Annotated in this window: 22 protein-coding genes; 16 read left to right on the top strand and 6 right to left on the bottom strand. The window is 71.0% G+C overall.

Going from position 1 to position 21556, the window contains the following annotated elements; translation table 11 throughout:
* Positions 1–80: 80 nt before the first annotated feature.
* The 3 genes from ACFYUV_RS24560 to ACFYUV_RS24550 are packed head-to-tail and all read right to left on the bottom strand — an operon-like array spanning position 81 to position 3024.
* Entirely contained in the window at positions 81–851 is a 771-nt protein-coding gene (locus tag ACFYUV_RS24560) for an SDR family NAD(P)-dependent oxidoreductase (RefSeq protein ID WP_387671544.1), read from the bottom strand.
* Complete coding sequence (locus ACFYUV_RS24555) at positions 848–1858, bottom strand: DUF4432 family protein (protein ID WP_387671542.1); 1011 nt, start codon at positions 1856–1858, stop codon at positions 848–850. Before ACFYUV_RS24555 ends, ACFYUV_RS24560 begins: the two co-directional genes overlap by 4 nt.
* The gene (locus tag ACFYUV_RS24550) at positions 1855–3024 is read right to left on the bottom strand and encodes a DUF4185 domain-containing protein (protein ID WP_387671540.1); all 1170 of its coding nucleotides are present in this window, start codon (positions 3022–3024) and stop codon (positions 1855–1857) included. Before ACFYUV_RS24550 ends, ACFYUV_RS24555 begins: the two co-directional genes overlap by 4 nt.
* Before the next feature lie 128 nt (positions 3025–3152).
* Here ACFYUV_RS24550 and ACFYUV_RS24545 point away from each other — a divergent pair, with 128 nt between their 5' ends.
* From ACFYUV_RS24545 to ACFYUV_RS24525, 5 genes are all read left to right on the top strand, one after another.
* Entirely contained in the window at positions 3153–4763 is a 1611-nt protein-coding gene (locus ACFYUV_RS24545) for an ATP-binding cassette domain-containing protein (protein WP_358291541.1), read from the top strand.
* A 64-nt stretch (positions 4764–4827) separates the two neighbouring features.
* Positions 4828–5628, top strand: coding sequence for a hypothetical protein (locus ACFYUV_RS24540; protein ID WP_387671538.1), 801 nt, complete (start codon positions 4828–4830; stop codon positions 5626–5628).
* Between the two features lie 102 nt (positions 5629–5730).
* A complete protein-coding gene (locus tag ACFYUV_RS24535) occupies positions 5731–7200 on the top strand; it encodes a hypothetical protein (RefSeq protein WP_387671537.1) in 1470 nt (489 codons plus the stop codon).
* A gap of 7 nt (positions 7201–7207) precedes the next feature.
* A complete protein-coding gene (locus ACFYUV_RS24530) occupies positions 7208–7909 on the top strand; it encodes a hypothetical protein (RefSeq protein ID WP_387671535.1) in 702 nt (233 codons plus the stop codon).
* Between the two features lie 68 nt (positions 7910–7977).
* Positions 7978–9099 (top strand): NlpC/P60 family protein, encoded by a 1122-nt coding sequence (locus ACFYUV_RS24525; protein WP_387671533.1) that lies wholly within the window; start codon positions 7978–7980, stop codon positions 9097–9099.
* 3 nt (positions 9100–9102) lie between these two features.
* Here ACFYUV_RS24525 and ACFYUV_RS24520 read toward each other — a convergent pair whose 3' ends face one another.
* Positions 9103–9594, bottom strand: coding sequence for an inorganic diphosphatase (locus tag ACFYUV_RS24520; protein ID WP_352318598.1), 492 nt, complete (start codon positions 9592–9594; stop codon positions 9103–9105).
* A gap of 332 nt (positions 9595–9926) precedes the next feature.
* On the opposite strand from ACFYUV_RS24520, the gene dacB reads away from it, so the two are divergent.
* The 11 genes from dacB to ACFYUV_RS24465 all read left to right on the top strand — a co-directional run bounded on the left by dacB (position 9927) and on the right by ACFYUV_RS24465 (position 19333).
* A complete protein-coding gene (gene dacB / locus ACFYUV_RS24515) occupies positions 9927–11096 on the top strand; it encodes a D-alanyl-D-alanine carboxypeptidase/D-alanyl-D-alanine-endopeptidase (protein ID WP_387671531.1) in 1170 nt (389 codons plus the stop codon).
* A 47-nt stretch (positions 11097–11143) separates the two neighbouring features.
* Positions 11144–12220, top strand: coding sequence for a zinc-dependent metalloprotease (locus tag ACFYUV_RS24510; protein ID WP_352358545.1), 1077 nt, complete (start codon positions 11144–11146; stop codon positions 12218–12220).
* Between the two features lie 64 nt (positions 12221–12284).
* Positions 12285–13289 (top strand): tRNA lysidine(34) synthetase TilS, encoded by a 1005-nt coding sequence (gene tilS, locus ACFYUV_RS24505; protein WP_387671529.1) that lies wholly within the window; start codon positions 12285–12287, stop codon positions 13287–13289.
* Positions 13290–13299: 10 nt separating this feature from the next.
* Positions 13300–13851, top strand: coding sequence for a hypoxanthine phosphoribosyltransferase (gene hpt / locus ACFYUV_RS24500; RefSeq protein WP_352318606.1), 552 nt, complete (start codon positions 13300–13302; stop codon positions 13849–13851).
* A 238-nt stretch (positions 13852–14089) separates the two neighbouring features.
* Positions 14090–16084: an ATP-dependent zinc metalloprotease FtsH gene (gene ftsH / locus ACFYUV_RS24495; protein WP_352358549.1), complete on the top strand. Its 1995-nt coding sequence runs from the start codon at positions 14090–14092 to the stop codon at positions 16082–16084.
* Complete coding sequence (gene folE / locus ACFYUV_RS24490) at positions 16081–16659, top strand: GTP cyclohydrolase I FolE (protein WP_352318609.1); 579 nt, start codon at positions 16081–16083, stop codon at positions 16657–16659. The genes ftsH and folE overlap by 4 nt, the downstream gene beginning before the upstream one ends.
* Before the next feature lie 117 nt (positions 16660–16776).
* A complete protein-coding gene (gene folP, locus ACFYUV_RS24485; RefSeq protein ID WP_357975464.1) occupies positions 16777–17583 on the top strand; it encodes a dihydropteroate synthase in 807 nt (268 codons plus the stop codon).
* On the top strand, positions 17580–18026 hold the full coding sequence (locus ACFYUV_RS24480; protein ID WP_358291555.1) for a nuclear transport factor 2 family protein: 447 nt from the start codon (positions 17580–17582) through the stop codon (positions 18024–18026). The genes folP and ACFYUV_RS24480 overlap by 4 nt, the downstream gene beginning before the upstream one ends.
* The gene (gene folB / locus ACFYUV_RS24475; RefSeq protein ID WP_387671527.1) at positions 18016–18381 is read left to right on the top strand and encodes a dihydroneopterin aldolase; all 366 of its coding nucleotides are present in this window, start codon (positions 18016–18018) and stop codon (positions 18379–18381) included. The genes ACFYUV_RS24480 and folB overlap by 11 nt, the downstream gene beginning before the upstream one ends.
* Positions 18378–18881, top strand: a complete 504-nt coding sequence (gene folK, locus ACFYUV_RS24470; protein WP_352358556.1) for a 2-amino-4-hydroxy-6-hydroxymethyldihydropteridine diphosphokinase — start codon at positions 18378–18380, stop codon at positions 18879–18881. The genes folB and folK overlap by 4 nt, the downstream gene beginning before the upstream one ends.
* Positions 18878–19333, top strand: coding sequence for a DUF3180 domain-containing protein (locus ACFYUV_RS24465; protein ID WP_352358558.1), 456 nt, complete (start codon positions 18878–18880; stop codon positions 19331–19333). The genes folK and ACFYUV_RS24465 overlap by 4 nt, the downstream gene beginning before the upstream one ends.
* Here the strand turns inward: ACFYUV_RS24465 and ACFYUV_RS24460 are convergent.
* Both ACFYUV_RS24460 and ACFYUV_RS24455 read right to left on the bottom strand, forming a co-directional pair.
* Positions 19330–20397 (bottom strand): acyltransferase, encoded by a 1068-nt coding sequence (locus tag ACFYUV_RS24460; protein ID WP_364332656.1) that lies wholly within the window; start codon positions 20395–20397, stop codon positions 19330–19332. The genes ACFYUV_RS24465 and ACFYUV_RS24460 overlap by 4 nt on opposite strands.
* On the bottom strand, positions 20394–21539 hold the full coding sequence (locus tag ACFYUV_RS24455) for an NADH-quinone oxidoreductase subunit D (RefSeq protein ID WP_387671524.1): 1146 nt from the start codon (positions 21537–21539) through the stop codon (positions 20394–20396). The genes ACFYUV_RS24460 and ACFYUV_RS24455 overlap by 4 nt, the downstream gene beginning before the upstream one ends.
* Positions 21540–21556 lie beyond the last annotated feature (17 nt).

Below are 21556 nucleotides of genomic sequence, written 5' to 3'. Positions count from 1 at the left end.
TACCAGGCTCACCACCTGGCACTTCGCCGGATTGACGCAACGATTGCCAGGTTCGGGAGGCGACTGGGGACTTACTCGACCTAGTCGGGGAGCGCCGCCGGGTTCCGGGCCAGCAGGCCGCCGTCCACGCGGTGCTCGGCCCCGGTGATGAACGACGAACGCGGCCCCGCCAGGAACGCCACCAGCTCGGCCACCTCTTCCGCGCGGCCCACGCGGCCCAGCGGATGGGCCTTCCCCCACTGCTCGACCTGCTCCTCCTGCGACAGGTCGCCCCGCCACAGGTCGGCCGCCCAGCGCAGCATGGGGGTGTCCACCGAGCCGGGGCAGACCACGTTGACCCGGATGCCGTCGGCCGCGTGGTCGAGCGCCATGGCCCTGGTCAGGCCGTTCAGGGCGGCCTTGCTCGCGGTGTAGGCGGCCACCTGCGCCTGCGACGAGAACGCCTGCACCGACGACATGACCACGATCGAGCCGCCGCCGCGTTCCCTGAGCCTCGGCACGGCGGCCTTGCAGGTGAGGTAGACGCCCTTGAGATTGACGTCCATGACCTCGTCCCACACCTCCTCCGGGGTGTCCTCGACCGTGCCGTACCGCTGGACGCCGGCGCAGGTGACGACGACGTCGAGGCCGCCGTACCTGGTCACGGCCAGGTCCACGAGGTCGCGCATGTCGCCGGCCCGGCGCACGTCGGCGACGACGCCGGTGACGTGCTCGCTGTCGAGCGCCGCGTCCTCGTCCACGCCGCAGAAGACCACGTTCGCGCCGCCGTCGGCCAGCCGGTCGACCACCGCCCGCCCGATGCCCATCGATCCGCCGGTGACCAGCGCCACCTTGCCGGAGAACTCACTCACGCCAGCACCTCCACGCGCCATCTCGACACCTTGGTCTCCTGCGGTCCGAGCGACAGGGCGCTGCCGTTGGCCACGGCGGCGGCCAGGCCGTCGGTCGGCATGCCGGCGAACGGTTCGAGCCCCAGCGTGCAGGCCCGCCCCCACCAGGGGTAGCCGGTGGACGCGCCGAGCTCCTGCCACATCCACAGGTAGGGGAGGAGCGCCGCATCCCACTCCACCCGGATACCGATATCCCCTGAAATTTCGTACCAACCCTCCGGGAAACCCGTGAGGTACACGATGTCGCTCGGCCCGCCCCGCTCGGGCACCACGCTCAGGTCGGTCTCCCCGCCCCCGTCGGCGGGCACCACCGGCCACCGCCACGGCCCGCCGGCCCGCACCCGGCGCCCGGCCGGGCCGATCGGCGTCGCGTGCGGGATCACCCGCACGCCTTCGGGCAGCCGGATCCGCGCGCCCGCCCGCAGGAACGGCGCCCCGAAGACGATGTGCTGGCCCCACATCGCGTGCAGCGCGAGGTCCGCCTCGTTGGTCGCCCGCCCCTCGACCTCCAGCGCGGCCGTGCCCGCCCGGAGCCGGAACACCTTCTCCACCCGGTACGGCAGCCGCCGGGTCCGCACGGCGAGCCGCACCGCGACCTCCTCCGCGCAGTCGGCCACCACCTCGCACGACCACGGCAGCCCGGCGACCTCGCCGTGCTGGGCCAGGCGCGCGCCCCGGTACTCGCTCGGCGCGCCGCCGTTGGGGAAGACCTCCTGCCAGCCGCCCTCGTAGTGGTCGACGAACTGGGCGACGTCGTCGGCCGCGCCGTGACGGTGGTCGCGCGGGTCGCGCAGACCCTGCGGGGAGAGCCAGACGAAGTCGGTGTCGGTGGGCTTGTGCAGGAACTCCACCACGTCGCCGCCCTTGTCCGGCAGGACGGTCACGCGCAGCCGTTCGTTCTCCAGCGTGACCGCCCGCAGCCCGTCGAGGGTGAGGTGCCGCAGGCGCGCCGCCCAGTTGCGCCTCACCCGAACGTCACGTCCAGGAACCTGGGCCGGTAGATCGACACGTCCCGGTAGTGGTCGGTGTTGACGAAGCTGTTGACGTTGTAGGAGACCACCAGGCCGTTCCCGGCGACGTCGGGGTGGGCGTGGGCGTTGTAGGTGAAGACGTTCCCGCTGGTCTCGGGGGTGGTGTAGACGTGCTGCTTGCCGGTGAAGGGGCCGGTGGGCGAGCAGGAGGAGTAGGCCACGATGTTGGGGCTGAGCACCTCGGTGGTGTCATGCGTGATCAGGACATATCCGGATCCGACCCGGGTGACGCTGTACTCGTTCGCCACCCCGCCCATGATCCGGGCCGAGTCGGTCTCGTCCGGTGACCACGAGCCGTCGGCCGTTCGGAACTCCCACGTGCCGAGCAGGCTCTGGCCCCTGACCCGGGCGAGGTGCATGTACTTGGCCGAGCCGAGGTCCTCGACGCCGTACACGTAGGTGTAGCCGCCGTCCTTCAGCAGGCCGGAGGCCCAGGAGACGCCGTGGCCCGAGGGCAGGTCGTGCACGCTGACCGGCTGGTCGAGCCGGCCGGGCGCGAACCTGGCCACCACGTTGCGGTGCCAGCGCCAGTCCCACGCGCCGGGGCCGAACCGCTCGTACTCCTGGTAGGTGACCTCGACCAGGCCGCCGGCCAGCGTGGCGTCCCCGGCCCAGAACCAGTGCTCGTCGTCGCGCGGCGGCATCACGGCTTCGGGCTTCGCGGCCGTGCCGTCGTGGACGGTGGACAGCCGCCCGTCCCGCTCGACGGCGAAGGAGTTGTTCAGGAACACGGTGCTGCCGCCCTCCTCGACGACGGGCGGCCTGGAGCCGTCGGCGTTCACCTGGCCGAGGAAGGTGTCGGAGAACACCCACAGCTCACGGCCGTTCGGCAGCCGGAGCGAGTAGGTGCCGTCGGCTCCCGTCCAGTCGTCCAGGCGGCTGTTGTCGTTGCCGTACGAGGTGAACAGGCTGGTCAGCCGGGCGTCCACGGACGCGCCGCGCACGGTGGGCGCGCACGCCGAGACCGGCCCGGACGGTTCCCGCGGCACGCCGGCCGACGGTGGCACCGGCTTGGGCGGCGCGGCCCATGCCTGCTGCGGGACGGCGACCAGGCCGAGCAGGGCGACGGCGAGGGGGAGGAGGGAGGAGCGGAATCGCGTCATCACCGGTTCCTAGGGGCTGGGGGAGTCCCGTACAGTTCTAGTCATTAGATCACTTGCTGTCCAGGGCCACCTGATCACCGGCCGAAAACCGGGTGCCAGTGGTCGCGGGCGGCCGGTAGCCTGCCCGGATGGGCCACGTTGAAGTAGGACATCTGACGTACGTGCTGCCCGACGGCAGGCCCCTGCTCAACGACGTCTCCTTCCGGATCGGCGACGGTGTCAAGGCGGCGCTCGTCGGGCCCAACGGCGCGGGCAAGACCACCCTCATGCGCCTGGTCGCGGGCGACCTGGAGCCCGTCGAGGGCAGCGTCACCAGCTCCGGCGGGCTGGGCGTGATGCGCCAGTTCATCGGCAACGTGCGCGACGGGAGCAACGTGCGCGACCTGCTGCTCGGCGTCGCCCCGCCGGCCGTGCGGCAGGCGGCCGAGCGGCTCGACGCGGCCGAGCTGGTGATGATGGAGCGCGACGACGAGAAGGCGCAGATGCGCTACGCGCAGGCCATCAGCGACTACACCGACGCCGGCGGCTACGAGATCGAGGTGCTCTGGGACACCTGCACGGTCTCTGCCCTCGGCGTCCCGTTCGACCGGGTGAAGTACCGCGACGTGGCCACCCTGTCCGGGGGCGAGCAGAAGCGGCTCGTCCTGGAGGCGCTGCTGCGCGGCCCCGACCAGACCCTGCTGCTCGACGAGCCCGACAACTACCTCGACGTGCCCGGCAAGGAGTGGCTGGAGCAGCAGCTGCGCGAGACGCCCAAGACCGTGCTGCTGGTCAGCCACGACCGCCAGCTCCTCGCCAACGCCGCCGACCGCATCGTCACGGTCGAGTCGGGCAACATCTGGATCCACGGCGGCGGCTTCGCCGGTTACGCCGAGGCCCGCAAGGCCCGCAACGAGCGGCTCGACGAGCTGCGCAGGCGCTGGGACGAAGAGCACGCCAAGCTCAAGGCCCTGGTCAACATGCTGAAGAACAAGGCCAGGTACAACGACGGCATGGCCGCCCCGTACCACGCGGCCCAGACCCGGCTGCGCAGGTTCGTCGAGGCGGGCCCGCCCGAGCAGGCCCCCGCCGACCAGAACATCAAGATGCGCCTGCGCGGCGGCCGCACCGGCAAGCGCGCGGTCATCTGCGAGGGCCTGGAGCTGACCGGCCTGATGCGCCCGTTCGACCTGGAGATCTGGTACGGCGAGCGGGTCGCCGTCCTCGGCTCCAACGGCTCGGGCAAGTCCCACTTCCTGCGCCTGGTGGCCGGCGAGCCCGTCGCGCACACCGGCGTGGCCAGGCTCGGCGCCCGGGTCGTCCCGGGGCACTTCGCCCAGACGCACTCCAGGCCCGACCTGCTCGGCCGCACCCCGGTCGAGATCGTGATGAACGAGCACGCCAAGCTCAAGAACGAGGCCATGAAGACGCTGGCCCGCTACGAGCTGGCCGGGCTGATCGCCGAGCAGCGGTTCGACACGCTGTCCGGAGGCCAGCAGGCGCGGCTGCAGATCCTGCTGCTGGAGCTGTCGGGTGCCACGTTGCTCCTGCTCGACGAGCCGACCGACAACCTCGACCTGGCCAGCGCCGAGGCGCTCCAGGTGGGCCTCGACGCGTTCGACGGCACGGTCATGGCGGTCACCCACGACCGCTGGTTCGCCGCCGACTTCGACCGTTTCCTGGTCTTCGGCTCCGACGGCACGGTCTACGAGTCGTCCGAGCCGGTGTGGGACGAGACGAGGGTCGTCCGGAGGCGTTAAAGAGTTGGTACGCCCGGCGCGTGTCATCTGCCAGCCGTGCCCATGCACGGGTTATCACGGCAAAGTGATCCCGCGTAGCCGAACCGTCAGCCTCCTCGCACTCGGGGCGATCTGCCTCGCCGGTTGTTCAAGTGAGGACCAGCCCGCCCAATCGCTCAAGCCGCTCGTTCTCAAGGAGCAGGTCTCGAACATCGCCAAGTCCACCGACGGTTACGCCGTCAACTGGGCGGGCGTGCTCAGCAACGCCAACCCGTGGCACTTCGGTGAGCATGTGGTGGCCACCATCGTGGGCCGCGACGCCGCCGGCACCGAGGTGGTGCGCATGGACCAGCCGCTCGACGCCGTGCCGCCGGGCGGCTCCCTGGCCTTCACCGGCCAGGCGTCCGCCGCCGAGAAGCCGGTGAAGGTGACCATCCAGTACCGTCCGGCGCAGTGGCGGTCCGCCGCGCGCATCCCGTCGTCGTTCCAGTCGTTCCCGATCACGCGCGTCCAGACAATGCGCCAAAAAGACGGCTCTTACCTTATTACCGGCTATGTCGGGAATCCGTATCAATTGCCGGCGAGCAGCCTGGTGGTGAACGCGTTGCTGCGCGACGCGGCCGGCAAACTGCTCGGCGGCGGCAGCACGTTCGTGGACGACGTGAAGGCCGGCAGCCCGCCCAGGTTCATCCTCACCGTGGCCGGACTGCCCAAGGACAGCAAGGTCGCCAAGACCGACGTCACCGCCCGGACCTGGGGCTCGACCGGCCGTCCCTACGAGGACCTGGCGATGGGCGGCGCGCTCCCGGTGCACACGGTCAAGCCCACCTCCGAGCCGTTCGCGGTGGACCGGGGGAGCGAGGCCATGGGGCAGGTAAAGCAATAAACGGCATTAGTCCGAACAAATTGCTTGGGAAATTGGCGGGGTCGCGGTAGAAGCGGCGGAACCGGTAGAACTACTAGTTACCGATCCATTACCTTCGGTCACATGAATGACCGCGTCCTGGTGGAGGCACTCCGCACCCGCGACCCGGGAGCCCTCGCCGCGCTCTACGACACGCACGCGGAGAACGTCTACCGCTACTGCTGGTCCCTCCTGCTCGACACCGACAGCGCCCAGGTGGCCCTGCGTGACACGCTGATCGCCGCCGAGGCGCACGCGGGCGCGCTGTCCCAGCCGGACAGGTTCCGGGTCTGGCTGCTCGCCCTGGCCCGGCAGGAATGCCTGCGCCGCCGGATGGCCGCGCCGCCCGGCGCCGACGAGGTCCTGGCCGAGGCTCCGCCGCTGGACGACCCCGCCGACGCCGACCTGCGGCTCATGGCCTGGAACGCGGTCGTGAGCCTGCCCGTCGCCGACCGCGAGGTGCTGGAGCTGGCGACCAGGCACGCGCTGGACACCGCCGAGCTGTCCCAGGTGCTCGCGATCCCGCCGCGCCAGGTCGAGCAGGCCAGGGAGCAGGCGCGCGATCGTCTCACGGACGCCGTCACCGCCGAGATCCTGGCGCGCAAGGGCCCCTACGACTGCCCGCGCCGGGCCCGGATCCTGGCCGGCTTCACCGGCGACCTCACCAGGGAGATGCGCGAGCACCTGGTCGGGCACGTCGCCCGCTGCGAGGTCTGTGCCCCCCACCGCGCCCGCCAGGCCTCGGCCGCCAAGGTCTTCGGCCTGCTGCCCGCCGCCGCGCTCCCCGAGGCCCTGCGCATCAGGGTCATGAGCTGCTTCGCCGACCCCGAGCTGCTGCCCTACCGCCGCTACGTCGCCCGGCGCACGGCCTCCCTGGACGCCGCCGGATTTCCCGTTCCCACGCAGACGGCGGCTCGAAGGTGGCCTCAGGCGGTGGCGGGCGCGCTGGCGGCGGTCGCGACCGTGGTGGCGATAGCAGTGATCTTCAACCAGTTCGGCAAGGACAACGGCGGTCTCGCCGGGGTGGCGACGGCCGCGTTCCCCGCCACCGGCGAGCCGCCCGGCATCAGACTGCCCTGGCAACCCGACCCGCAGGACGCCCAGTTGACCGTAGCGCCCATCCTCGACAGCGCCGCGCCCGAGCCGTTCGGCATGCTCGGCTCGACGACGCCGGTGCCGCCGGCCGTGCTCGTGCCCACGTACGCGAGCTCGCCGCCCGCCGAATCCGCGCCCGGCGAGCCGCGGCCGACGCCCGACGGCCCGCCGCGGACCGACCCGCCCGGCGAGGACCCCGGCGAGCCGACGTACGGCCAGCCCGGTCTGCCCGGCCGTACCGGCCACCCGGGTCATCCGCCGCACGGTGAGCCGGGCCGTCCGCCGCACGGCGAACCCGGCACGCGCCCGCCCACCCGGACCCCGCCGGTGCCGACCCCCACCCCCGCCCCGACGCCCACCGAGACGCCCGCGCCCACCACCACGCCCTCGGAGACGGCGACGCCCGCCCCCACGCACACCCCCACCGAGGAGCCCGTCACCCCCGTCGAGAGCGGCTGAGCACCCCGTGGAGCTTCTGGAGACGCACCAGGACCGGCTCGCCGGGCGGGTCGTGGAGGCGTTCGAGGTGCGTCAGGATGCGCATCTGGGGCGCCGGGTCTGCCCGTCGCCCGTCCCGGGGCGGGTGGCCGAGCTGGTGCCGAGGGGACACCGCGTCGACTGGCCGACCTGGCTCGACCGCGGCCCCCGCATGCTGCGCCACGTGCTCGACCTGTGCCGCCTGCGCACCGCGCGCGGGCTGGCGGTGCTGTCCTGGCTGGCCGGCGGCACGCAGCCGGACGAGCTCGACTGGCTGTGGGACGCCCGCCGCCTGACCGGCCCCCGCCAGGACCGCATGTACGGCGCCGCCGCCGACGTCCCCGAGCCCGTGCTCGGGCTGGTGACGGCCAACTGGACCTGGGTGCTCGACACCTGCCACGGCGGCCGCGTCACCGCCCCCTACCTGGCCGGCACCGCCTACCCGGGCGACGGTCACGCCGCCGCCGACGCCGCGATGACCCTCTTCCAGACCTACGACCGCCATCCGGAGGCCAGACCGGCCATCGCGGCGGCATGGGCCGCGGCCCGCGTGACCGCCGACTGGTGCAAGGCCGCCGAGCTGCACGCCGCGTACGGCGTCCGGACCCCCGTCTTCACCTACCCGCGGGCCGCCCGGCCGGTGGTCATCGGAGTCCGTCCGTGGATAGAACGGCTCTTCCGCCTGCGGTGATGACGTTACGCGCATGAAAGCGCTGGGAACTGTGTGCATAGAGTAACCATCTGTTTCCGGGGGGACCTATGCGCGCATTTCGGGCTGGGCTCCTGGCGTGCGTCCTGCTGGCCACCCTGTGTCCGCTCACTCCGGGCTCGCCGGTGCTGGCCGACCCCATGCCGTCGGCCAAGGACGTGAAGAAGGCGCGCGCGGCCGCCCGCGAGCGCTCGAAGGAACTGGGGGTGGCCAGCGCCGGGCTGGCCGTGGCCCAGTCCAGGCTCGACGAGCTGGCCGCGGCCGTGGAACGGCAGGTGGAGGCGTACAACGGCGAGCTGGTCCGGCTCCGGCAGGCCGAGCAGTCGTACGCGCAGGCCCAGGCGCGTCAGGCGGCGGCCGACGCCGAGGCCGAGCGCGCCCGGCAGGCCGTCGCGCTGCTCGCCGCGCAGAGCTACGGCGGGATGACGGCGCTGGACCCGATCGTCGGCATGCTCATCGACGAGGGCGGCGTCGACGGCTTCCTGCACCGGGCGAGCGTGCTCGGCCAGCTCGGCGACGAGCGGGCCCAGATCCTGCGCAGGATGCGCGACGCCCAGGAGGTCGCCGCCATCCTGCGGACGCAGGCGCAGAACGCCTACGACGCCCGGCAGGCCGCCTCGGAGCGCGCCCGGCGGGCGAAGCTGGCCGCGGAGGCGGCCGTCGCCCGGCAGCGCCGCGAGACGCGCACCCTCCGGGTGGAGCGGCGGCAGCTCCAGCACCGGGTGAACGCCGCCCGCAGCCACGCCGAGCTGCTGGCCAGACGGCGGACCCTGGCCCTGTCGGCGGCCGGCCTGGCGGCGGGCTCGGCGGGCGGCAACCTGGCCGCCAACTGGGCGCTGACCCAGCTCGGCAAGCCGTACGTGTGGGCCGCCGCGGGCCCCGACACCTACGACTGCTCCGGCCTGGTCATGCGCGCCTGGGAGCAGGTGGGCGTGCGCCTGGACCACTGGACCGGAACCCAGTGGACGTCCGGCCCGCACGTGCCGCTGGACCAGCTCCGCCGCGGCGACCTGCTGTTCTTCGGCCGCATCACCGAGGACCCCGGCACGATCCACCACGTGGGCATCTACGTCGGCCAGGGCCAGATGGTGCACGCGCCCCAGACCGGCGACGTGGTACGGGTCGCCCCGATCTGGAGAGGGGACCTGGTGGGCGCCACCAGGCCCCGGTGAGGATCAGTGGTGACCCGCGTCCTTGGCCCGGTGGAACGAGCGCTCGATCTCGGCCTCGGCCTCGATGCGCCCGACCCAGTTGGCGCCCTCGACGGACTTGCCGGGCTCAAGGTCCTTGTAGACCTCGAAGAAGTGCTGGATCTCCAGCCGGTCGAACTCCGACACGTGGTGGATGTCCTGGATGTGGTGCATCCGGGGGTCGGTCGAGGGCACGCACAGGACCTTGTCGTCGCCGCCCTTCTCGTCGGTCATCCGGAACATGCCGACCGCGCGGCAGGTGATGTAGCACCCCGGGAACGTCGGCTCCTGGAGCAGCACCAGCGCGTCGAGCGGGTCACCGTCCTCGCCGAGGGTGTTCTCGATGAAGCCGTAGTCGGCGGGGTACTGCGTGGAGGTGAACAGGAGCCGGTCAAGCCTGATCTTTCCGGTCTCGTGGTCCACTTCGTACTTGTTCCGTTGCCCCTTGGGAATCTCAACGACAACGTCGAACTCCACCGCGGTTCCTCCGCTCAAGGCCCCCGGGAAGTCCCGGCTGGGCGTTAATGTCTCGTAGGCGAACACCAGGAGAGAGGTCAGGCGACGTGGCGCGGCACGAGCGTTCGATGATGCTGGCCACTCTCGCCGTGCTTCAGATCGTCACGATCGTCATCGGCGTCTACGCCATGACCAGCGACTTCAACCTGAGCGCGCTGACGAGGCAGCCGTCACCGATCGGGCCGACGGCGTCTCCCCGGGGAATCCCCCCCGCCCCCGTGGTCACCTCGGGGCCTGTGCTGGCCCAGCTTTCGGCGACGTCAGGGAACGGACCTCTCCCGACTAAGAGTACTTTGACCCGCCAGCTCACCGACGCGCTGGGTGACAAAGCACTCGGCGGCCGGGTGGGCGCGGTCGTGCTCGACGCCGCCACCGGCGCCCGGATCTTCGCCTCCAACCCCGACACGGGCATCACCCCGGCCTCCACGAACAAGGTCGTCACGACCACGGCGGCGCTCGCCTCGCTGGGCCCCGACACCCGCTTCTCCACCCGCGTCGTCCAGGGCCGCGCGCCCGGCGCGATCGTCCTGGTGGGCGGCGGCGACCCGATGCTCGCCGGGCCGTCGGCCAAACCCGGCTACCCCAAGCAGGCCTCCCTCGCCACCCTGGCCGCCCGGACCGCCGCCGCGCTGAAGGCCAAGGGCGTCAGGAAGGTCACGCTCTCCTACGACGACAGCCTGTTCACCGGGCCGGCCGTCGCGCCCGGCTGGAAGCCCAACTACGTGCCCGACGGCGAGGCGGCCCCCGTCCACGCCCTGGCCATGGACGAGGGACGCCAGCGCCCCGGCGCCCGGCCCCGCGTGCCCGACCCGGCCGCGTACGCCGCCGCCGCCTTCGCCCGGCTGCTGCCCAGGTACGGCGTCACCGTCTCCAAGGACATCCGCCAGGAGCGGGCCGCGGCGGGCGCCGCCGAGCTGGGCAGGGTCGACTCCGCCCCCCTGTACGCCCTGGTCGAGCACACCCTGACCCACAGCGACAACGACATGGCCGAGGCCCTGGCCAGGCACGTCGCCATCAAGGAGGGCAAGGAGGCGTCGTACGCGGGGGCCGCGGAGGCGGTGATCGGGGTCATGCGGCGGCTCGGCGTGACCAAGGGCGTCAGCGTCGCGGACGGCAGCGGCCTGTCCATCCGCAACCGGGTCAGCGCCGACGCCATGGCCAGGATCATCGCCATCGCCGGCTCGGCCGCGCACCCCGAGCTGCGGGCCGTCGACTCGGGCATGCCGGTCGCCGGCTTCTCCGGCACGCTGGGCAACGGCAAGCGCTTCACCCGCGCCGACAGCAAGGGCCAGGTCGGCCTCGTCCGCGCCAAGACCGGCACCCTCAACAACGTCAACACCCTGGCGGGCCTCGCCACCACCAAAGACGGCCGGCTGGTCACCTTCGCCTTCCTGGCCGACGACGTGCCGGTGAACGCCGAGCCCGTGCTCGACAGGCTCGCCGCGATCGTCGCGCGATCCTGACCGCCGCTTCTTCGCAGGCGTGACGAGAACAACGTACGGTGGACGTCATGCAGGTGATCGACTGGGATCTGGCCGTCACGACCGGCACGCGCCTGGTGCGCCCCGGTCCTCAGGTGAGCAAGGAGGAGGCCAGGCAGGCCGTCGCCGAGCTCCGCACGCTGTCACGTGAGGCCGAGGGCCACGTGCGCGAGTTCACGAAGATCCACACCGAGACCGCGCCGCAGCCCGCGACCATCGTCGACCGGCCGGGCTGGATCAAGGCCAACGTCGAGGGCTTCCGCGTGGTCCTCGAACCGCTGACCCAGCGCATGGGCGGCGGAGACAACCCGCCGCCCGCCATCGTCACCGCGGTGGGCTCGCGCATCACCGGCGTCGAGGTCGGGGCCGTCCTCGCCTTCCTCGCCTCCCGGGTGCTCGGCCAGTACGAGCTGTTCCTGCCGCCCGACCCGACCGGCCAGGAGGCGACCGGCCGCCTGACGCTCGTGGCGCCCAACATCGTCCACGCCGAGCGCGAGATGAACGTCGTGCCCCGCGACTTCCGCCTGTGGGTGTGCCTCCACGAGGAGACCCACCGTGTGCAGTTCACCGGCGTCACCTGGCTGCGCGAGTACGTCAGGTCGCAGATGACCGAGTTCCTGCTCGCCTCCGACCTCGACCTGCCCACGCTCCTCGACCGCCTGCGCAATGCCGCCGACACGGTGGCCGACGTGGTCAGGGGCGGCGAGGGCAACCTGATCGACGCCATCCAGTCGCCCGCCCAGAAGGAGATCCTCGACCGCCTGACGGCCGTGATGACCCTGGTGGAGGGCCATGGCGACTTCGTCATGGACGCCGTGGGCCCCTCGGTGGTCCCGTCGGTCTCGGAGATCCGCGCCAAGTTCGCCCAGCGCCGCGAGGGCGGCTCCCGGCTCGACCGCACGGTCCGGCGCCTGCTGGGCATCGAGGTCAAGATGAAGCAGTACGCCGAGGGCTCCGCCTTCGTCCGCAAGGTGGTCGACCGGGTCGGCATGGACGGCTTCAACAAGGTCTGGACCTCCCCGGAGACCCTGCCCACGACCCCCGAGATCGCCGACCCCGACGCCTGGATCCACCGCGTCATCGGCACCCCGGCCCTTCCCGCCTGACCTTCCCGTCCCCGGGGGACCTGGCCGTGCGCGTGGCGTGCGGCCGGTTCCTCCAGCCGGGACAATGGCTCCTGTGGGTCCCCGTCCAGCCGTCGCCGACGTGCGCCGGGCCGTCCGCGAGTCGCTGACCGACCTCGCCGGCACCGGCGCGCTGGTCCTGGCCGCGTGCAGCGGCGGCGCCGACTCGCTGGCCCTGGCGGCGGCGCTGGCCTTCGTCGCCCCCCGCGCCGGCCTGCGCGCGAGCCTGGTCACGGTGGACCACCAGCTCCAGCCGGGCTCGGCCGACCGCGCCCGGCAGGTCGCCGGCATCGCCGCCGATCTCGGCCTGGCCCCGGCCGAGGTGCTCACCGTCACCGTCGGCACCGACGGCGGCCCAGAGGCCGCCGCCCGCGAGGCCAGGTACGCCGCGCTGGCGCAGGCGGCCGACCGCCTGGGGGCCGCCGCCGTCCTGCTCGGCCACACCCGCGACGACCAGGCCGAGACCGTCCTGCTGGGCCTGGCCAGGGGGAGCGGCCTGCGCTCGATCTCCGGCATGGCCGCCCGCGCGGGCCGCTACCGCCGGCCCTTCCTCGGCCTGTCCAGGGCCACGACGGTCGCCGCCTGCGCGGCCATGTCCCTCGTCCCCTGGGACGACCCGCACAACGACGACCCCCGCTACACCCGCGTCCGCGTCAGGAAGCGGATCCTGCCGATGCTCGACGAGGAACTCGGCCCGGGGGTGGCCGAGGCGCTCGCGCGGACCGCCGGAATGGCGCGGGAGGACGCCGACGCCCTCGACCAGTGGGCCGAATCGGCGTTCCCGAATTGCGCTCTTAGCGATATCGGAGAGTCCGTCATCCTGTCCGTACCGGAGTTGGAGAAACTGCCCGACGCCGTGCGCCGCAGGGTGCTGCGGCGCGCGGCCATCGCGGCGGGCACGCCCTCCGGCGCGCTTTCCGCCACCCACGTGCTGGCGGTCGATCGGCTGGTCACGCAATGGCACGGGCAGAAGGCGGTGGATCTACCCGGAGGTCTGTCCGCAGTTCGGCGGTATGGCACCCTGATACTCGCCATCAGTCCCATCGTTTAAGGAACCACAGGTGGACGCTGCCGACATGGGCAAAGACCTGGAGAAGGTCCTCATCCCCGAGGACGACCTCCAGGCCAAGATCAAAGAGCTTGCCGGGCGCATCGACGAGGACTACGCGGGCAAGGACGTCCTGCTCGTGGGCGTGCTGAAGGGCGCGGTCATGGTGATGGCCGACCTGGCCAGAGCCCTGCACGTGCCGGTGCAGATGGACTGGATGGCGGTGTCGTCCTACGGCGCGGGCACCAAGTCATCCGGCGTCGTACGGGTGCTGAAGGACCTCGACACCGACATCTTGAACCGCCACGTCCTCATCGTCGAGGACATCATCGACTCGGGCCTGACCCTCCACTGGCTGCTGGAAAACCTGAAGTCGCGCAATCCGGCGTCGTTGGAGATCTGCGCCGCGCTGCGCAAGCCGGACGCGGTGAAGGTGCCGATCGACGTGAAATACGTCGGCTTCGACATTCCCAACGAGTTCGTCATCGGCTACGGGCTCGACTACGCGGAGCGCTACCGCAATTTGCCGTTCATCGGAACGCTCGCGCCGCACGTTTATAAGTAGTAATCCCGGCCATGGCCGGGAACATCGCGCAACGTGACGTACGTTGATAGGGCAAGACCGGTGTAGCGGGCGGGTCCCTCCGTGCGCCGTGCCGGTGTACCTTCAGACTCCGGAAGGGTGACCGCAAGTCCCCTTCGGGTAGTCAGAAGTCGCGGTGTCGGATGCCGCGGCCCCGGGCCAGCCCGGGGTTCCAGGCCATGGTCAGGAAGGGACGGGCCCGCAAGGGGTTCCGCATCGGATGGATCTCAAGCGATTTACACGTGGGCCACTGCTGTGGATCCTGGGCATCGTCGTGCTGCTCCTGCTCGTCACCCAGCTCTGGAGCGGCGGGGGCAATTTCAAGCAGGCCGACACGTCCACGGTCCTCCAGCAGATTCGCGCCGGCAATTTCACCAGCGCCAAGGTCGTCGACAAGGACAATCGGGTCGAGCTCACCCTCATCAAGCCGATCGTCGTCCGGCCGGGTGACGCCCCGGCGAAGCTGATCCAGTCCAACTGGGTCAGCGGTTACGGCGCGAAGCTGACCGACGAGCTGCAGGCCCAGGTCGACGCCAACAAGACGAAGAGCTTCACCACCGAGGTGCCCCAGGAGAACTTCCTGCTCAGCATCCTGGTGAGCTTCCTGCCGATCGTCATCATCGTGCTGATCTTCCTGTTCATCATGAACCAGATGCAGGGCGGCGGCTCCCGGGTGATGAACTTCGGCAAGTCGAAGGCCAAGCTCATCACCAAAGACACCCCCAAGACCACGTTCGCCGACGTCGCCGGCGCCGACGAGGCCATCGAGGAGCTCCAGGAGATCAAGGAGTTCCTGCAGGCCCCGGCCAAGTTCCAGGCGATCGGCGCGAAGATCCCCAAGGGCGTGCTGCTCTACGGCCCGCCCGGCACCGGCAAGACCCTGCTGGCCCGCGCGGTCGCGGGCGAGGCGGGCGTGCCCTTCTACTCGATCTCCGGCTCCGACTTCGTCGAGATGTTCGTCGGCGTCGGCGCCTCCCGCGTGCGTGACCTGTTCGAGCAGGCCAAGGCCAACGCCCCCGCGATCATCTTCATCGACGAGATCGACGCCGTCGGCCGCCACCGCGGCGCCGGCCTGGGCGGCGGTCACGACGAGCGCGAGCAGACCCTCAACCAGCTGCTCGTCGAGATGGACGGCTTCGACGTCAAGGGCGGCGTGATCCTCATCGCCGCGACCAACCGGCCCGACATCCTCGACCCGGCGCTGCTGCGTCCGGGCCGTTTCGACCGGCAGGTCACGGTCGACCGTCCCGACCTGGAGGGCCGCAAGGGCATCCTCAAGGTCCACGGTCGCGGCAAGCCGTTCGCGCCCGACGTCGACCTCGACGTCATCGCGCGCCGCACCCCCGGGTTCACCGGCGCCGACCTGGCCAACGTGATCAACGAGGCGGCCCTGCTCACCGCGCGGGCCGACCAGAAGCTGATCACGATGGAGGTCCTCGAGGAGTCGATCGACCGTGTCATGGCAGGGCCCGAGCGCAAGTCGCGGGTCATGTCCGACAAGGAGAAGAAGATGATCGCCTACCACGAGGGCGGTCACGCGCTGGTGGCGCACGCGCTGCCCAACTCCGACCCGGTCCACAAGATCACCATCCTGTCCCGCGGCCGCGCGCTCGGTTACACGATGACGCTGCCGATGGAGGACAAGTTCCTGGCCACCAGGTCCGAGATGATGGACCAGCTCGCGATGCTGCTCGGCGGCCGCGCGGCGGAGGAGCTCGTCTTCCACGAGCCCACCACCGGCGCCTCCAACGACATCGAGAAGGCCACGGCGGTCGCCCGCCGCATGGTGACCGAGTACGGCATGAGCGAGCAGCTCGGCGCCCGTAAGTTCGGCACCGGCCAGGCCGAGGTCTTCCTCGGCCGCGAGATGGGCCACGAGCGCGACTACTCCGAGAAGATCGCCTCCTCCATCGACGAGGAGGTCCGCCGGATGATCGAGACGGCGCACGACCAGGCCTGGGACATCCTGGTCGAATACCGCGACGTGCTCGACAACCTGGTGCTGGAGCTCATGGAGAAGGAGACCCTCTCCCGCGAGCAGGTCCTGCAGATCTTCGCCCCGGTGGTCGTCAAGGAGCACCGGCCCTCGTACGCGGGTTACGGCAAGCGGCTGCCCTCCGACCGCCCGCCGATCCTGACCCCGAAGGAGCAGTCGGCCAACGGCTCGCTCACCTCCGGCCACCAGGACGCCTTCCAGTCCGGAGACAGTGCGTGACCCAGCACGAGGTCGACCTGGGGCGGATCGAGAAGGCCGTACGCGAGATCCTCTACGGCATCGGCGAGGATCCCGACCGCGACGGCCTGCTCGAAACGCCCGCCAGGGTCGCCCGCGCGATGGCCGAGCAGTTCTCCGGGCTCGGCCAGACCCCCGAAGACGTGCTCAACAAGGTCTTCGACGTCGACCACGACGAGATGGTGCTGGTCAGGGACATCGAGGTCTACTCGACCTGCGAGCACCATCTGGTCCCGTTCCACGGCGTGGCCCACGTGGGCTACATCCCCAACGAGCGCGGCCAGGTGACCGGGCTGTCCAAGCTGGCCCGGCTGGTCGACGTCTTCGCCCGCCGTCCGCAGGTGCAGGAGCGCATGACCTCGCAGATCGCCGACGCCCTCATGCGGGTGCTGGAGCCGCGCGGGGTCATCGTGGTGGTCGAGGCCGAACACCTGTGCATGACCATGCGCGGCGTGCGCAAGCCGGGGGCCAAGACGGTCACGTCGGCGGTCCGCGGCGACTTCCGTACCAGCGACAAGACCCGCTCCGAGGCCATGGCGCTGATTCTCGGCAGGTGACGATCGTTATCCACAACTGGGGACCCGAGATGTCGGCAGGTGTGGGGGAACGCCTAGGCTTGCCCCATGACTAGCGTGCCCATCAACGTGCCGGGCGGCACGGAGCGGTGCCTCGTCATGGGCGTGGTCAACGTGACCCCCGACTCCTTCTCCGACGGCGGCCTGTGGTTCGACGAGGAGGCCGCCGTCCGGCACGGGCTCGACCTGGTGCGGGAGGGCGCCGACATCGTCGACGTGGGCGGTGAGTCCACCCGTCCCGGCGCCGCGCGGGTGTCGCTGGAGGAGGAGCTGGCCAGGGTCGTCCCGGTGATCCGGGCGCTCGACGCCGAGGGCGTGGCCGTCAGCGTCGACACGATGCGCGCCGAGGTCGCCAGGGCCGCGGTCGAGGCGGGCGCCAGGCTCGTCAACGACGTCAGCGGCGGCCTGGCCGACCCGGAGATGCCGCGCGTGGTCGCCGCGACGGGAGCGCCCTACGTGGTGATGCACTGGCGCGGCCACAGCCATGACATGGACAGCCGCGCCGTCTACGCCGACGTCGTGACAGAGGTGCGCGAGGAGCTCAGCAAGAGGGTCGATCTCGTGCTGGCCGAGGGGGTGTCCCCCGAGCAGATCGTGCTCGATCCCGGCCTCGGCTTCGCCAAGAACGCCGAGCACAACTGGGCGTTGCTGGCCGGCATCCCGCAGCTCGCCGAGCTGGGGTTCCCGCTGCTGATCGGGGCCTCGCGCAAGCGGTTCCTCGGGCGGCTGCTGGCCGGCCCCGACGGCGCGCCCCGCCCGTTCAGCAGGAGCGACGACGCAACGCTGGCGGTCACCGCGCTGGCGGCTCAGGCGGGGGCCTGGTGCGTGCGCGTGCACGAGGTAGGTCCCAATGCCGATGCCGTGCGCGTGGCGGCCGCATGGAAGAGAGCCGGAGCAGGCACATGAGCGTCGACACTGCCGCGATCGAGACGGTCAACGAGGAGTTCTACACCGCGATCGAGAGCGCCGATCTCGACAAGATGACCGAGATCTGGGCCGAGGACACCGCCGACGACCAGGTGAGCTGCGTCCATCCGGGCTGGACGTTGCTGACCGGCCGGTCGGAGGTGCTGCGGTCGTGGGCGCTGATCATGGCCAACACCACCTACATCCAGTTCGTGCTGACCGACGTCAACACCACCGTGCTGGGCGACGTGGCCGTGCTCACCTGCGTGGAGAACATCCTGACGGCGGGCGAGGAGGGTGAGTCCAGCTTCGCCGCGGGAAAGGTGGTGGCGAGCAACGTCTACATCCGCACCGCGCAGGGCTGGCGGTTGTGGATGCACCACGGCTCCCCGGTGCTCCAGGGAGACGACGACGAGGACGAGGAGGGCGAGCTTGAGGTCTGACCGCATCGCTCTCAAGGGCCTGCGGGCCAGGGGCAGGCACGGTGTGCTGCCCGCCGAGCGGGAGCTCGGCCAGGAGTTCGTGATCGACGCGACGTTGTTCCTCGACACCGCCCCGGCGGCGGCCGGCGACGACCTCACCAAGACCGTCCACTACGGCGAGCTGGCCCAGGCGCTGGTCGAGGTGGTCGGGGGCGAGCCGGTCGAGCTGATCGAGACGCTGGCCCAGCGGCTGGCCGACGTCTGCCTGGCGAGCGAGCTGGTGCACAAGGTCGAGGTGAGTGTGCACAAACCGGCGGCGCCGATCCCGCTGCCGTTCGACGATGTGATCGTGACGATCGAGCGGAGCCGCGCATGAAGGCCGTCCTCGCTCTCGGCAGCAACCTGGGGGAGCGGTTTCAGACGTTGCAGGGAGCCATCGACACGTTGTTCGACGCCCCTGGCCTGGAGTTCGTCAAGGTGTCCCCGGTCTACGAGACCGACCCGGTCGGGGGGCCGGGCGGCCAGGAGCCGTACCTCAACGCGGTAGTCGTCGCCGAGACCGCGCTGCCGCCGCGCACGTTGCTGGAGCGGGCGCTGGGCGTGGAGAACGCGTTCGGCCGGGTGCGTGCGGAGCGGTGGGGGCCGCGTACGCTCGACGTCGACCTGATCGTCGTGGGCGAGACCGTCTCCGACGACCCCGAGCTGACGTTGCCGCATCCCCGGGCCCACGAGCGGGCGTTCGTGCTGGTGCCGTGGTCGGTGATCGACCCCGAGGCCACGGTGCCGGGCCGGGGCCGGGTGGCCGACCTGCTGGCCGAGCTCGACCGGCACGGCGTGCGCCTGCGTGACGACCTGAAGCTGCAGAGGCCCGATTGAAGCCGACGCATCCCGGCCGGCTGGCCGCTCTCCTGCTCGTCGTCGCCCTGGTCGTCTGGGCGGCGGTCCGGCACTTCTACTCCGACCTGCCGATCATGCCCTGGACGGCCATCCCGACCGTGCTGCTGCTCGCTCTCGGCGAGGGTTACAGCGGATGGGTGACGAAGGCCAGGATCGCCAGGAAACCCGACACCAAGCCGGTCGAGCCGCTGGCGGTGGCCCGGCTGGCGGCGCTGGCCAAGGCGTCGGCGTACGCGGGGGCGGTGTTCGCGGGGATGTTCGCCGGGTTCGCCGCGTACACGCTGCAGATCTTCGACCGGGAGACGCCGCGCTCGGAGTTCTTCGTGGCGGCCGGGTCGTTCGTGGCCTGCGTGGTGCTCGTCTGCGCGGCCCTGTACCTGGAACACTGCTGCCGGATCCCGAAGGACTCCGACGAGCGCAAACCCGACTAGCGGCGGCGGCCGAAGAGGTAGATGACGGGGAGCGTGCAGATCAGCGGCCCGACGATGGCGATCGGCCGCTCCAGCCACCACTTCAGGTCGGGCGGGATCTTCGTGCCGAGGTTGCCGAACAACCACCACGACAGCCCTAAGGCGATCGCCATGCCGGTCGTGTGGAACAGGAACAGCGGCAGGGCGTAGCGGTTGATGAAGGAGTTGGCGCGGGCCCAGCGGGGGCGTTCGAGCACGCGTTCCATGGCCGGGCGCAGCACTTCCACCAGGCCGATCTGGAAGATGAGCAGGGCGACGATGACGAACGTGGGCGGCGCCATGTTCGACCACTTGTCGCCCGGCACGCCCACCATCGAGCCCGGGTAGATGCCCGAGTAGACCAGGCCGATCAGCGCGAACAGGCCGGTCCACAGGATGCCGACGTCGTACCGCCGGGGCAGGACGACGATCCGGTCGTAGAAGAAGCCCGCCTGGTGGGCCAGCCCCCAGACGATGATCATGTTGAGCCAGCCGGCCCACTCGAAGCCGTAGCGGAAGCGCACGACGTCGACGACCAGGGCCGAGCCGCCGAGCCAGATGAGGGCCAGCACGTCGTAGCGCCTGTGCAGCCACAGGGCCACCGGCAGCAGCGCGATCAGCACCAGGTAGACGCCGAGGAACCACAGCGGGCTGAGCACGAGCAGCACCACGCGCCACATCCACTCCACGTGGAACGCCCAGGTGACGATCGCCCCGACGGAGATCCACACGCCGCACAGGAACAGCGCGGGCAGGGACAGCGCGCGGATGCGCCGCCAGACGAACGCCCCGATGCCGACGCCGCGCGCCTGGGCCCGGTTCCAGGACAGCAGGTGCACGTGGCCGCCGACGTAGAAGAACAGCGGCAGCACCTGGAGCAGCCAGGTCAGGATCCACAACCCGGAGGTGAAGCCGAGCGGGCTGGTGGGCTCGGGCCCGCTGGGCTTCCACTCCAGGATCGTGAACGCCCAGTGCCAGACCACCACGACGATGAGGCTGAGAGCGCGCAGCCAGTCGACGTACTTGTCGCGTTCGGGAGTGCTCACTTGTCGATGTCACCCACGACGAAGAACATCGAGCCCAGAATGGCGATCATGTCGGCCACCAGGTTCCCGGGCAGCAGCTCGCGCAGCGCCTGGACGTTGCCGAACGACGCCGAGCGCAGCTTGAGCCGCCACGGCGTCTTGTCGCCCTTGGAGACCAGGTAGTAGCCGTTGATGCCGAGCGGGTTCTCGGTCCACGCGTACGTGTGGCCCTCGGGCACCTTGAGCACCTTCGGCAGGCGCTGGTTGACGGGCCCGGGAGGCAGCTCGCGCAGCCGGGCGACGCACGCGTCGGCCAGGTCGAGGGAGACCTTGAGCTGCTCGAACAGCACCTCGAACCGGGCATGGCAGTCGCCGTCGCGCCGGGTGACGACCGTGACCGGCAGCTCCCCGTAGGCCAGGTACGGGTCGTCGCGCCGCAGGTCGAGGTCCACGCCGGAGGCGCGGGCGATGGGGCCGCTGACGCCGTACTGGAGGATCTGCTCGCGGGTCAGCACGCCGACGCCCTTGGTGCGGGCGAGGAAGATCTCGTTGTTCAGGATGAGGCCCTCGATGTCGGGCACCCGGCGGCGGGTCTCGGCGACGGCCGCGGCGACCCGGTCGAGCCAGCCGAGCGGCAGGTCCTCCTTGAGGCCGCCGACCCGGTTGAACATGTAGTGCATGCGCCCGCCGGAGATCTCCTCCATGACGGCCTGGATGCGTTCGCGCTCGTCGAAGGCGTAGAAGACGGGGGTGATCGCGCCCAGTTCGAGGGGGTAGGAGCCGAGGAACATCAGGTGGTTGAGCACCCGGTTGAGCTCGGCCAGCAGCGTGCGCGCCCATACGGCCCTGACCGGCGTCTCCATGCCGAGCAGCCGTTCGGCGGCCAGCACGACGCCCAGTTCGTTGGCGAACCCCGACAGCCAGTCGTGCCGGTTGGCGAGCATGATGATCTGGCGGTAGTCGCGGACCTCGAACAGCTTCTCCGCGCCCCTGTGCATGTAGCCGATGATCGGCTCGGCCGCCTCGATGCGCTCGCCGTCGAGGGTGAGCCGGAGCCTGAGCACGCCGTGCGTGGAGGGATGCTGGGGGCCGATGTTGAGGATCATGTCCTCGGTCGCCAGCTCCTTCGCACCGGCGCCGATCCCGACCACGCGTTCCGTCATAGGGCCCATGCTGCCAC

It is taken from the genome of Nonomuraea sp. NPDC003560, from assembly GCF_042878785.1.
Lineage (GTDB): Bacteria > Actinomycetota > Actinomycetes > Streptosporangiales > Streptosporangiaceae > Nonomuraea.
Note: the sequence above shows the minus strand (reverse complement) of the source record. Positions and strands in the feature narration are given on the sequence as shown.

What these genes read in the sequence shown, in the direction of transcription:
- ACFYUV_RS24535 (WP_387671537.1), top strand. Translation starts at nt 5,731, where the DNA reads ATGAATGACCGCGTCCTGGTGGAGGCACTCCGCACCCGCGACCCGGGA.
- ACFYUV_RS24510 (WP_352358545.1), top strand. Translation starts at nt 11,144, where the DNA reads ATGCAGGTGATCGACTGGGATCTGGCCGTCACGACCGGCACGCGCCTG.
- tilS (WP_387671529.1), top strand. Translation starts at nt 12,285, where the DNA reads ATGGCTCCTGTGGGTCCCCGTCCAGCCGTCGCCGACGTGCGCCGGGCC.
- ftsH (WP_352358549.1), top strand. Translation starts at nt 14,090, where the DNA reads ATGGATCTCAAGCGATTTACACGTGGGCCACTGCTGTGGATCCTGGGC.
- folP (WP_357975464.1), top strand. Translation starts at nt 16,777, where the DNA reads ATGGGCGTGGTCAACGTGACCCCCGACTCCTTCTCCGACGGCGGCCTG.
- ACFYUV_RS24480 (WP_358291555.1), top strand. Translation starts at nt 17,580, where the DNA reads ATGAGCGTCGACACTGCCGCGATCGAGACGGTCAACGAGGAGTTCTAC.
- ACFYUV_RS24455 (WP_387671524.1), bottom strand. Translation starts at nt 21,539, where the DNA reads ATGACGGAACGCGTGGTCGGGATCGGCGCCGGTGCGAAGGAGCTGGCG.
- ACFYUV_RS24550 (WP_387671540.1), bottom strand. Translation starts at nt 3,024, where the DNA reads ATGACGCGATTCCGCTCCTCCCTCCTCCCCCTCGCCGTCGCCCTGCTC.
- ACFYUV_RS24545 (WP_358291541.1), top strand. Translation starts at nt 3,153, where the DNA reads ATGGGCCACGTTGAAGTAGGACATCTGACGTACGTGCTGCCCGACGGC.
- folK (WP_352358556.1), top strand. Translation starts at nt 18,378, where the DNA reads ATGAAGGCCGTCCTCGCTCTCGGCAGCAACCTGGGGGAGCGGTTTCAG.
- ACFYUV_RS24525 (WP_387671533.1), top strand. Translation starts at nt 7,978, where the DNA reads ATGCGCGCATTTCGGGCTGGGCTCCTGGCGTGCGTCCTGCTGGCCACC.